The 10,832-nt window shown below is 42.8% G+C and carries 10 protein-coding genes; 6 read left to right on the forward strand and 4 right to left on the reverse strand.

All coding sequences use genetic code 11. From position 1 onward, the window contains the following. Positions 1-174 precede the first annotated feature (174 nt). The gene (locus KUV50_RS17915) at positions 175-1,761 is read left to right on the forward strand and encodes a solute:sodium symporter family transporter (RefSeq protein WP_222581574.1); all 1,587 of its coding nucleotides are present in this window, start codon (positions 175-177) and stop codon (positions 1,759-1,761) included. Between the two features lie 337 nt (positions 1,762-2,098). Here the strand turns inward: KUV50_RS17915 and KUV50_RS17920 are convergent, their stop codons facing one another. Continuing rightward, positions 2,099-2,257 carry a lmo0937 family membrane protein gene (locus KUV50_RS17920; RefSeq protein WP_222581575.1) on the reverse strand — a complete coding sequence of 53 codons (159 nt, stop codon included), beginning with the start codon at positions 2,255-2,257 and terminating at the stop codon, positions 2,099-2,101. Between the two features lie 795 nt (positions 2,258-3,052). Next, a complete protein-coding gene (locus KUV50_RS17925; protein ID WP_222581576.1) occupies positions 3,053-3,286 on the reverse strand; it encodes a DUF6364 family protein in 234 nt (77 codons plus the stop codon). Between the two features lie 171 nt (positions 3,287-3,457). On the opposite strand from KUV50_RS17925, the gene KUV50_RS17930 reads away from it, so the two are divergent. Both KUV50_RS17930 and KUV50_RS17935 read left to right on the forward strand, forming a co-directional pair. Beyond that, positions 3,458-4,483: an aminodeoxychorismate synthase component I gene (locus tag KUV50_RS17930; RefSeq protein WP_222581577.1), complete on the forward strand. Its 1,026-nt coding sequence runs from the start codon at positions 3,458-3,460 to the stop codon at positions 4,481-4,483. Further along, positions 4,467-5,066 (forward strand): aminotransferase class IV family protein, encoded by a 600-nt coding sequence (locus KUV50_RS17935; RefSeq protein WP_222581578.1) that lies wholly within the window; start codon positions 4,467-4,469, stop codon positions 5,064-5,066. Before KUV50_RS17930 ends, KUV50_RS17935 begins: the two co-directional genes overlap by 17 nt. A gap of 305 nt (positions 5,067-5,371) precedes the next feature. Here KUV50_RS17935 and KUV50_RS17940 read toward each other — a convergent pair whose 3' ends face one another. Beyond that, a complete protein-coding gene (locus KUV50_RS17940; protein WP_222581580.1) occupies positions 5,372-5,533 on the reverse strand; it encodes a hypothetical protein in 162 nt (53 codons plus the stop codon). A gap of 250 nt (positions 5,534-5,783) precedes the next feature. Further along, entirely contained in the window at positions 5,784-6,461 is a 678-nt protein-coding gene (locus tag KUV50_RS17945; protein WP_222581581.1) for a transposase, read from the reverse strand. Between the two features lie 1,741 nt (positions 6,462-8,202). Between KUV50_RS17945 and corA the strand changes: the two genes are divergently transcribed. From corA to KUV50_RS17960, 3 genes are all read left to right on the forward strand, one after another. Then, positions 8,203-9,288 (forward strand): magnesium/cobalt transporter CorA, encoded by a 1,086-nt coding sequence (gene corA, locus KUV50_RS17950; RefSeq protein WP_222581583.1) that lies wholly within the window; start codon positions 8,203-8,205, stop codon positions 9,286-9,288. Positions 9,289-9,290: 2 nt separating this feature from the next. Next, positions 9,291-9,812: a DinB family protein gene (locus KUV50_RS17955; RefSeq protein ID WP_222581584.1), complete on the forward strand. Its 522-nt coding sequence runs from the start codon at positions 9,291-9,293 to the stop codon at positions 9,810-9,812. A 78-nt stretch (positions 9,813-9,890) separates the two neighbouring features. Then, the gene (locus tag KUV50_RS17960; protein ID WP_222581585.1) at positions 9,891-10,430 is read left to right on the forward strand and encodes an inorganic diphosphatase; all 540 of its coding nucleotides are present in this window, start codon (positions 9,891-9,893) and stop codon (positions 10,428-10,430) included. The last annotated feature ends 402 nt before the right edge of the window (positions 10,431-10,832 follow it).

Below are 10,832 nucleotides of genomic sequence, written 5' to 3' on the forward strand. Positions count from 1 at the left end.
GAAAACTGTCAAATCTATTATCTTCTAAAATCCCATCCCCAGAATCACACTATTCTGTTATTAATTTCTAAATTTAGGCGCATATGAACCATCGGCGGTCAGAGTCAGTGTGAACTATTCTTTGGTGTCACACCATCTGGCCTGTGCCTAGTTACTTCAAACAAAAGACAGTTTATGGCCATTATTACGTTTTTAGCATTTACATTACTCGTGGCGCTTGTTTCCTATTTCTATACCCGGGGAACGGACGAAGGAACTTCTGACGGGTATTTTCTGGGGGGACGAAGCCTGACGGCCGGAGTCATCGCAGGATCACTGCTGCTGACCAATTTATCGACCGAACAAATCGTCGGATTGAATGGACAAGCTTATGAACAGGGCATTCTGGTCATGGCCTGGGAAACACTGGCCGCACTGGCCATGGTGGTCACTGCCCTCTTCCTGATGCCCCGTTATCTGAAGATGGGATTGACGACGATTCCCCAGTATTTGGCAAACCGGTATGATAAGACCACAAAAACAATCGCATCTATTCTTTTTCTGAGTGGGTACGTCGTTGTCTTCCTGCCCATTGTTTTGTATTCGGGGTCCCTGGCGATCATTACCATGTTTGACATCCCCGAGACACTCGGAATTTCATTTAATGCTTCGTTGTGGCTGGGGGTTTGGAGCCTGGGGATTATCGGCTCGATCTATGCGATATTTGGGGGGCTAAAAGCGGTGGCCATCTCGGATAGTATCAATGCCATCGGGCTGTTGATCGGAGGATTGATGATTCCCATATTCGGATTATTGATGATAGGTGACGGGAGTGTATGGACAGGAATCGACACGCTGTATGAATCGGTTCCGGAGCACTTTGACTCCATCGGCGGACTGGACAGCTATGTGCCTTTCTCGACCATATTTACCGGGATGATGTTGGTGCAGTTGTTTTACTGGGGGACCAATCAAGCCATCATCCAGCGTGCTCTGGCGGCTAAAAATTTGCGTGAAGGCCAAAAAGGGCTTTTGCTGGCGGCTTTTGTGAAGGTATTGGGTCCCATTATTGTTGTTCTTCCCGGGATTATTGCCTATTACATGTTTGGTGACGACCTGGAAATCGCCGATCAGGCGTATCCGATGTTGGTTAATCAAGTACTCCCTCCGGCTTTTATCGGCTTTTTTGCTGCCGTGCTTTTTGGTGCCATCCTTAGTTCATTCAACAGTGCACTCAATAGTTCGGTGACCTTATTTGGCATCGATATTTACAAGGAATACATCAACAAGGAGGCGACGGAGCGACAAATCGTTCGCAATGGCAAACGTTTCGGGGTATTGCTGGCGTTCCTGGCCATGTTTATTGCGCCTTTTATCGCGAATGCGCCCTCCGGACTCTTTGGCTATTTACAGGAGGTCAATGGAGCCTATAGCATTCCCATTCTGACCATCATCGTAGTGGGGTATCTAACCAAATATGTGCCGGCGATCGCAGCAAAGATATCGATCATATCCGGCTCTGCACTTTACATCATCAGCCAGTTTGTACTCAAGCCCTACGTGTTTGGTGCTGATCACTATATTCATTACCTCCACGTGATGGCAATATTGTTTTTATTCAATATCATTCTAATGTTGGCCATTGGAGCGATCTATCCAAGAAAAACGGCGTATAAATTGCCTACATCGGGTGTTGTGGAACTCACGCCATACCGGTATTTGATCCCGGTATCGATCGGAATTACCGTGTTGGTAATTTATATTTATTATTTCTTTGCGTAGAAGGACAAGGCGGGTGAGGTTTCCTCCTACGCTTCGAAGGAATCCGAAGCTCCGACGGACAAGGAGGGTAAGGGTAAGGTTGAGGTTGAGGTTGAGGGTTGTGTCAGATCGTTGAGGGGGGTAACCGGAAAAGCTTGGATGGGGCTCCGCTGTATCGGTACACGTCCTGGCACTTTGGATGTACTTTAGGTATGTGCTGTTTGTATTGAACCTGTAAGAGGAATCGAAATAGTTGCATTAAACTAAAAATCCACCAGCACTAAGAACGTACTGGTGGACCTTGTTTCTTATTTATGAGTCTTCGCCGACATTGCCCGTGATCAGCGATTAAACCGTGTCATGGTCGCCGGCCTGTGGCTAATCGCCATAGTATTCCGATGATGGCCAGTACCAATAGAATGTGAATCAAACTACCGACGGCTTCACCAAATGCAAAGTATCCCAGCGCCCATCCGATCAGGAGTATCACAACAATCAACCAAATTAAATCACTCATAATTTCAAGTTTATAGTTGAAGTAATAAAATTAAAGTACAACGATTTTGAATAAAGTTCGACGGATTAACAGTATTTAACACAGATGAGGTAACATACCCATCCAAAATAAATTTCAGAGATAAACAAAATCGTATAAAACAAGTAAATTAGACTAAGGAAATACTCTACGTGGAAATCAATCCTATTTCCAGGTTGCCATTTTCTTACCAAATTATTGAAGCGTTTTCAATTTCAACTGCTAAAAACACCCTTATCATTTTCGCTCTAAGGCTTAACGTTGAACCCCATACGGGGTTCTCAATAGGGTTGGTCTCTCTCCCTCGGCTGCACTACGCTTGCCGGGGGTTATTCAATTTGAACCCCATCCTGGGTACTGCGTAGTGATAAACTCTATTTATCGTGATAATTCAATCTATTCGACCTCATATTGATGATCGAACAACGCCGAAGGTGTTGAAGGTGAATAACCCCGAATTAGCCGATAGGCGCCATTCGGGGAGGGGAACGTTAGTGCTTTGAACTCCTTAGGTGTTCAACTTGACCATCTTATTTTTTGACCGGGTTTTGGTATTTTAATGTCTCGGTTAAATGAAAATCACATCCACGTCTCTTTTACTTATTTTGGACGCTTCTAACCACGTAGTATGAGTGTATTACATTTCACTTTCCGATCTGGATTTCGCTAAATATTCTCGCGGAGTCATGACGGTCATAAGGATCTCGACCAAAACGCAGATCCAATACAACATCGGAATCTAAAAATGTCTTCTTCACTTTTTTAGATATTTTTCAATTAATGCATCGTCCATAAATCCTTATAAGAAGTAAATTCTTCCGGAAATTTTACTGAACCTCGTAATTCGTTGATTATTTCACGAGGCGTTTTCTCTTTATCAAATTTGTCGCCTTGAGTTAATGTTTTTAAATACGTCTCTACTATACCAGACAGACTCTTCCCCTTGGACTTGGCATATTTTTTTGCATCGTCAATAATATCTTGCTGGATGGATAAGGTCAACTTACTCATACGTCATTTATTTTACGTGTAAAATTACGATCTATTTTTAATAATGACAATAATAAGTATTACAGGGTCATGATCTCATTTCACTGAAAATAAGAAATGAATATGTAAATTTGCAGCTTTATGGCATTGATATAAAAATGCAACCCAATGAAATTAATCACGACCGGCTGAATGACACCTGAAACCATATGCCAAGCTACCGGTAAACGAAAACAGATGTTTCTGACCAGGCACCAGGCGATCGAGCAAATGAACCAATATGGCAAAAAGCGAACACCATTTTTCTTCCTCATCTCCTATGATACGACGAAAACCCTGGTAATCGAAGAGCCGCTAAATCAGAAAGCTCCGGAGATCGCGTTCGATTTCCCGCAATTCCACACCGGGCGGCAAAAGTTCGATTTTTATACAGCCCCGAAGCTCTGTTTTGAGCCCCCTTCCCGGGAACAATATGCACAGCAATTTCATAAAGTACAGGATCAACTGCACCAAGGTAATATCTACTTGCTCAATCTTACGCGTGCCACACCAATCCATTCAACAGGTAGCTTAACCGACATTTACCAGCGGGCGAAGGCCAGGTACAAAATTCTGGTTCCGGGTCAATTTGTGGTCTTTTCACCGGAAACTTTCATCCGTATCCATCAGGACAAAATCTACACCCACCCCATGAAAGGCACTATTCGGGCCGACGATCCTGATGCATTGGCCAGGCTGCGGAATGACACCAAGGAAAAAGCCGAGCACGCATCCATTGTTGATCTGCTAAGAAATGATCTGGGGCAGGTCGCCCAGCACATCCAGGTCAAAAGATTTCGCTACTTTGAAAAGGTCAATGCGGGAGATCATCAATTGTGGCAGGCCAGTTCAGAAATCAAAGGTTCCCTGGCCCAGGACTTCCATAAATCCATAGGCGATCTTTTGTTTACGCTCTTGCCAGCCGGATCGATCACGGGAGTTCCCAAAAAGAATGCGGTTGATATCATCCGACGGGTAGAAAATTATGAGCGGGGTTTTTACACCGGTATCGGCGGGTATTTTGATGGTCAAAACCTTGACAGCTGTGTCCTGATTCGATTTATCGAAGAAACTCCTCAAGGGTTGGTCTACAAAAGTGGCGGTGGGATTCATCAATTGAGTGATCTGGAGATGGAATACAACGAATTAATTGAAAAGATTTATGTACCAGTTTATTGAAACCATCAGCGTCAAAGAGGGGCAAATCCAGCACCTGGCTGACCATCAGGAACGAATGGATCGGACGATCCTGCATTTCTTCGACTCCAGAAGTACGCCAGACCTAAACTCGGTGCTTTCTGTTCCGGCCCACGCACGCCAGGGATGGATCAAATGCCGGGTGGTCTATGATCACGACGTCCAGGAAATCACCTGGACCCCGTATCAGGTAAAGAAGCCCGCCTCCTTTGCCTTGGTGCATACCAACGACCTGGACTACAGCTATAAATATACCGATCGAAAAATATTTAGTGAACTTATATCCCAGGCTGAAACCGATGACATCATCATCGTCAAAAATGGGTGGATTACGGACAGCAGCTATGCCAATTTGCTGTTTCGTACCGATGATCGGTGGATTACGCCGGCTCATCCTTTACTTCCCGGAACCCAACGCTCGCGGTTACTCCAATCCGGAGTCATTGAAGAAGAACCCATTAAACCGAGCGATTTACAGCAGTTTGACCGGTTAAAACTCATCAACGCCCTACTCGATATGGAAAACGGGCCGGAATGGTCGATGGATGTGATCAAAAATTTATGAGGATGAAACCGAGGTGAATTTCTTGATTCATTTGTTCTTCAACAACCACTGAACCATTTTTTATTAGGCCAAACAGGAATTTCAGGAAAAGAAAAGTCTCCAACGAGTCCAATATATTAAGAGAGTGGTATACCCTTTCACTTATTTCCATCCAACAACAAATGCCCGAAATATCTCACAAGAACTACAACGGTCATTCTTTAACTTCCAAAGTCAGAAAAAGACAAGATAGACCCCCGTACGAGCCCCAAATTCCATGCGGGGCAAGCTGGCTTTAGCCGCCTAATGGCTGAAAGGCCATTCTTTCAACCTAATTCAAATTCCTCTTTTACATAAGCATACGGATAACTATCCCATTCCTGAACCAACCCGGCTTTTACTGGATTCAAGATGATGCGGGTATATACCAATATGAGGAAGATAAGGTATGCAGCAGGAAAAATGATGTAGAGGTGGTATAATTTCATTCTCAAGGAATGAAATTATCGGCAGCTAAAGCAGCACGCTGACGCCGAAGCCTGTCTGCCGGCAAATATTAACAATATGAATTAGCCAGGCAGGCTTTAGCGCAAGAGTCCGTTATTGGGGGTGTATTGGGTTTTGATAGCTTTCGTGGACTGTCATTTATGGGCAAGGGGGAAATATCAAAAAACTAAAAGGGGCATTCTATACATCCAAAGTCAGAAAAAGACCAGATAAACCCTCGTACAGGCGGCTTTAGCCGCCTAATTCAAATCCTTCTTTTACATAAGTATACGGATAACTCTCCCATTCCTGAACTAACCCGGCTTTTACTGGATTCAAGATGATGTATTGAATAATATTAATCAACTCCTGTTCATCTCTCACATAATGATCATATGAATCTTTGGCCCAAAAAGGTCCATGTCGATCAAGCAATTGATTCGCCTCAAATGAAGTGCTTCCCTTTATACGTTGCATAATATCGTGTAACTGTACATAATTATCCGGTACTTTTTCCAACAGAATTTTATGTTCATCACCTAGTTGAATGGATGTATCAATTACAACATGAACATGATTAGGCATGATACAATACGCGATAAGGTCATAATAAGATCCATCTAATTCATGCAGTTTATCTAGGACAATTTGTGCGATGAGCGGTTCCCTTAAATAACAATTTCCATAGGGCTTGTCATCTAATTGATGCTCAAATTGTTTGAAGTGTTTCTTTCGTTCATTATAGATCTGTGTTTTAAATTGAGAAGGCTTTTCCCTCTTCAATCGTTGAATAGTTATCTCCAAGCTTGTGAGTAATTCCTTGATCACCTTTTGTGGAAGACTGTCACCTAAACGAAAAGTAACAAAGAAAGTGGCACCAGGAGGTGCAAGATGAGGGAGCCGGTTTTTATAGTTTGTTTTTAGACTCATGGTTAGTTAATGAAATTTGAGGAAGATAAGGTATTCAGCAGGAAAAATGATTTAGAGGCGGTATAATTTCATTCTCAAGGAATGAAATTATCGGCAGCTAAAGCAGCCGGTACTTGGGGTGTATTGGGTTTTGATAGCTTTCGTGGACTGTCATTTATGGGCAAGGGGGAAATATCAAAAAACTAAAAGGGGCATTCTATAAATCCAAAGTCAGAAAAAGACCAGATAAACCCTCGTACAAGCCCCAAATTCCATGCGGGGCAAGCTGGCTTTAGCCGCCTACCGCGTTCGCTGAAGCTTTAGCGGTGGCGCAATGGCCGACAGGCCATTCCTTCCTCTTAATTCAATTTACTCTTTCACAAAAATATACGGATAACTCTCCCATTCCTGAACTAACGCGGCTTTTACTGGATTCAAGATAAAGTTGGTATATACAAATATGAAAAAGATAAGGAATGCAGCAGGAAAAATGATTTAGAGGTGGTATAATTTCATTCTCAAGGAATGAAATTATAGGCAGCTAAAGCAGCCGTTACTGGGGGTGTATTGGGTTTTGATAGCTTTCGTGGACTGTCATTTATAGGCAAGGGGGATATATCAAAAAACTAAAAGGGGCATTCTGTACATTCCAAGCCGAAACCAATCTGATAATCCCTGCTACTTTCGAATTGAATCTTAGGAACCAGAGTGAAGCTGCTTGACCCTTTGTTAATTCTTAGCAAGAAAGTATATTCTGTGATCTAAAAAAAATCTTATGTACAAAATATTTGTAATATGATCTCATGGTTCAAATTCCTTGAACAAGTTGGGACGGCAGTGCATAGTTCTGTTGAAAGAGCGGCACGCAGTCATGGTCCTAAGATTCTGTAAAATACGATTGGTCTCATAGGGTGGATCGGTTCATCTGTCATCCCTACAGGACTCCATAGTGTTATCGCACAACCCTGGGGTGGACACCCCAGAACCTGCCCCGCTTTTTCAGCGGGGCTATGATCTATCGCCCCAAAGGGACTTTCCTTCGGCACGCTGCTCTATCCATGTTCACACATGCTGTGTCGTGAAATTTGTAATATAAACAGGGTATTTTATTCTCATAACTTAAGTTTCGGTAATTGTCAAACCATTGATTTCTGCATGGACAGTGCGACGCTCTACGAAAGTTGATACAGACATCGAGGTGGTCGCAACGAACAACACCTCATTGAACTACTACACTTGGACCTCGCTGAGGTCTTTAAAAAAGTACAGATTTGAAATGTTCAGCAGGAAAAGCAATGACCTTCTTTCAAAGAAAAAGATGACCCACAGCGTGGGGCACAGTATATTAGATCTGATATATGGCTTTATCTCGACTTCAGAGAGGTCGCACTGTATACCTTAGACCACAGCTCATCATTACTGCCAAAACTTGAGTAATAACTTACTTAATGTCATTATTTATGAAAATACAGCGAATTCACCTCAGGGAAATAGACCGGAAAAGAGCCCAGGAATGAAAAAAGCGGGATGCCGAGGTTGCCCCGGATCCCGCTTCCCTACTTCAAACAAATCGCCGAAAAATGTTTAAATGTTTATATTTTATATATCTATTCGCTTCGTCGTCTGCGCTATGATGCGTAAATTCAATTTTATAACAGAGATTGGAGAAAAGAAGTTGCTCATAATGCTTTAAAAGTTTCTTAAATTATTGATGATCAATAGGGTTGTACGTTTTTGCACCCCCTTTTGGCAAAAAAACCGGATGACTAAAGATTCAAATAAGAACAAACCTTGGAAAAATAGAAATCGAAAGGCTGGGCTTTCACCGGGGACCCTGGTCTACGTGGGTAAAAACCAGGAGGGCCTGTCAACCATCCATTGTACCCGGTATGACGAATCACAAGCGCACACGATTCGTCTGGATTCAGCCGGTGAAATAAGTGCCCTGGTTGAACCGGATAAAGTCAACTGGTTCAACGTTACCGGAATTCACAATACAAGCGTTGTTGACCGCATCGGCAAAGAATTTGGAATACACCCACTCGTCATGGAAGACATTTTAAATACCAGTCAACGTCCCAAAATTGAAATCTACGATTCGTATATTTTTGTTAGCCTAAAAGTGGTGTACCCCAACGATGGCCAGATACAGACGCTCCAGGAAGAACAAATCAGTTTTATCCTGACCGAAGATTGTCTTTTATCCTTTCAGGAAATTGACAGTGATTATTTTCAACCCATCCGAGAGCGGATCGACCGATCGGGTTCCCGAATTCGCTCCAAGAACACCGATTATTTACTTTTTGCCTTGATCGATCTGGTAGTGGATCACTATTTATCTTTGATCGAGCACATCGGCGACGACATTCAAACCCTGGAAGATAAAATCTTCAATCAGCCGGAACGAGAACACCTTTCCATGGTCATGACAAACAAACGCAATCTGCTTCACCTGCATAAGATCATCACCCCGATTCGGGAATCGCTACTCAAAATAAAAAGCACCAATACTTCATTGATAGACCCTGGGAATAAAATATTTTTTGAAGATGTCCACGATCACCTGGCCTCGGTCAAGGAATCCCTGGATCTGTACTTTGAACTTAATAAAAGTCTGCGAGAATCCTATATGTCCAGCATTGGTTTCAAGACCAATGAAGTGATGAAACTGTTGACCATTATCAGCACCCTGTTTATTCCACTGACCTTTATCGTCGGTGTGTATGGAATGAACTTTTCCCATATGCCTGAACTATCCTGGCCTCATGGTTATTTCTATATATGGGGTCTTATGATTCTGATCACGATTCTCCTGATTATCTATTTTAAAAAACGAAAATGGCTCTAATTATGATGACGACAAAAGAACTTTTGACCAAAGAACTACACCGCTCCACCCGTGATTTTGTGAGCTACCTAAAAGAATATGCCGCGAAAGAAATCGAGGGCCCTTTATCCCAGGAAAAATGGACCATGAGCCAGGTTATTCAACATGTGATTCTCGTCGATCGTTCCGTTCTGGGCTTGGTGCAACAATCCTTTGACCAGACGAAAGACGGTCATTACCACAAATATAAAATCAGAGACCTCCTGCTGAACCGCCATCAAAAAGTTAAAAACCCCAAAGATTCGAATCCTGCAGGCGATCAACAGAAATCAATTTCCGATTGGTTGGAAGAATTCCAAACCGGACGCCAAAAGCTGATCGGCCTGATCGAGAACGATCAGATTGATCTTGATTCCGAAGCGGCTTATCCGCATTTTGTACTCGGGGATTTGACCCGTCGGGATTGGCTGTATCTCGTCTGTTTTCATTCCGACCGGCACATTGCTCAAATTCAGGAAGATCTGTTTTGTGCTTCGACGTTTTAAATATTCTTCTATCTTTGCGCCAAATTTTGAAGATCAATAGTAACGGATACCTTTTACCTAAAAACTAACACTCAATATATGTTCAATCCCTGGCACGAAGTTCACATCGGAGACAAAGTTCCTGAATTTGTAAATGGAATTATAGAGATTCCGCGCAACAGCCGCGCAAAATACGAGCTCGATAAAGCAAGTGGACTCCTTCGACTGGACCGGGTGCTCTACTCCTCGGTGAACTACCCCGCGAATTATGGATTTATCCCGCAGACCTACTGCGAAGACCGGGATCCATTGGATATTTTGATCCTCTCACAAATGGATATTGTACCGATGTGCATCGTCAGCGCCAAGGTAATCGGGGTCATGCAAATGATGGACGGGACGGAAAAAGATGACAAGATCATTGCTGTAGCCGATCACGATAAAAGCGTGAGTCACATCAATGATATCTCCGAACTTCCCGATCATTTTTCACTGGAAATCCAAAGTTTTTTCGAGGATTATAAAAAACTTGAAAACAAAACCGTCGTAGTGGAAGACATTCAGGACAAAGACATCGCACTTCAAATCGTGCTGGATTCTATCGAACTGTATAAAAAGCATTACGGGGGAAAGCTATAGTTTGTTAATATTTACTTGATGGGCGGGAGCTAACCTGACAGCGTTTGTGCGGTTGAATAAAACGCTGACAGGTCTGTATAAACCATCCGAAACTATTGGCCTTAAAAAAACTACATATTAACAAAAAGTCATCTTCAGCCAGACGCTGTCAGGTTATTGAGGGAGCGTTTGTGCGGATGAATAAACGCTGACAGGTCTGTATGAACCACCCGAAACTATTGGCCTTAAGAAAACTACATTTTTACAAAAAGCCATCTTCAGCCAGACGCTCGTATGTTTACCTCAAGTTGAAAAAGAGCTAATATAATGTTAGATTCTGATTTTTATAAACAGGAAAGAAAGCATGGGATTAGCAACAAGACGAAGATAGCAATTTATGCATATCGCCTGACAGATTTTGCA

The sequence above is a fragment of the Membranihabitans marinus genome, from assembly GCF_019802045.1.
In the GTDB taxonomy this organism is placed as follows: Bacteria; Bacteroidota; Bacteroidia; order Chitinophagales; family Saprospiraceae; genus Membranihabitans; species Membranihabitans marinus_A.